1 protein-coding gene is annotated in these 1,548 nt (G+C 29.8%); it reads left to right on the forward strand.

The genetic code is table 11. The features are described from left to right. Positions 1 to 191: 191 nt before the first annotated feature. On the forward strand, positions 192 to 1,508 hold the full coding sequence (locus IEZ21_RS49270; RefSeq protein WP_126122664.1) for an ISL3 family transposase: 1,317 nt from the start codon (positions 192 to 194) through the stop codon (positions 1,506 to 1,508). The last annotated feature ends 40 nt before the right edge of the window (positions 1,509 to 1,548 follow it).

The raw sequence follows: 1,548 nt of genomic DNA on the forward strand, positions 1-1,548 counted from the left end.
AATCAAAGGGCATTTGCATCAGTTTAATTCAATCCCCGTTTATCATAAATATTAAAAATACGGCTCTATAATAAATTGGACTGATGACTAAAAATCATCAGTCCAATTTTTATGTTTGAATACAAAAATGGCGCAATTACCTCTATAATTATTAGCTACCAAACAAAATAAAAAAGAAAGGTAATGCGCCTATGTGTAAGTCTATATTAAATACATTAAGAATTAAAGATAAAAATCTAAATTTTTCAGATGAAGTGATTGAGAAAAAACATAAAGGACGAATGAGCTTGTTTTACTATGCCGAGCTCACTTATCAACCTACACATTGTGAAAATTGTTCAACTAAAAATGAAAATTTCTCTATAGTAAAAAATGGTAAGAAAAACTCAACGATTACTTTACTTAAAATTATGGAAATGCCCGCTTATTTAGAACTTCAAAAACAAAGATTTTATTGTAAATCATGTGACAGTCATTTTACTGCTAAATCTAATATTGTCGACGCTCATTGTTTTATTTCTAATAAAACAAAACTTGCAGTTTTAGATAAAGCACAAGAATACCGCTCTCAAAAATCTATCGCTAAGTCATGCTTAGTATCATCAATGACTGTGTCTAGAGTGATTAATCAAGCGGCAAGCGACGTAGGTCAGTCTTCTTTTGATGCTCTACCTGAACACTTAATGATGGACGAATTTAAAAGTGTTAAAAATGTTATAGGAAAAATGAGCTTTATTTATGCAGATGCTGTATCGCACCGCATCGTAGATGTGGTAGCGGATCGTAAGTTAAAATCGCTTAAAGATCATTTTTATCGCTATTCTTTAAAACTCAGACAAAAAGTCAAAACAGTAACGATTGATATGTATGAACCATATATGTCACTAATCAAACAATTATTTCCTAACGCGAAGATTATTATTGATCGTTTTCATATTGTTCAATCTTTAAATCGAGCGTTAAATATGTCTAGGGTTCATGTAATGAATAGTTATAGAATCTCTAATAGACCGCTTTATAATAAATATAAAAGTTATTGGAAACTATTTCTTAAACCTTTTGAAACGCTAGAAGCATTTAATTATCATAAAGTCCATTTATTTAAAGAGTGGAAAACCGAAAAAGGCATTATAAATTACTTATTAGGTGTAGATGTAGAATTATTTAATACATATCACTACGTTCATGAGCTAAGAAGATTATTAAAAGAAAATCAAATAGAGAAATTTAATCATAAACTCTTTTCTATTCATCTTTCAGATGTGTGTCCTAAATTACGCCCAGTCATTAGAACTTTAAGACGATTAGCAACTTTCATTGAAAATACTATGACATATTCTAACCTGACCAACGGTCCGTTAGAAGGAATTAATAATAAAATCAAACTCATTAAAAGGGTATCTTTTGGTTATAGAAATTATGATAATTTGCGTAATCGAATTATTATAACTTCGCGACTATTTGCCTCAACAACAAAAAAAGAGATTAAACAACCTAAGGTTGCTTAATCTCAATATTTGGACTCATCAGTCCGATTTGACGTAGACC

Origin of the sequence: Streptomyces flaveus (assembly GCF_014647675.1) — a bacterium.
In the GTDB taxonomy this organism is placed as follows: Bacteria; Actinomycetota; Actinomycetes; order Streptomycetales; family Streptomycetaceae; genus Streptomyces; species Streptomyces flaveus.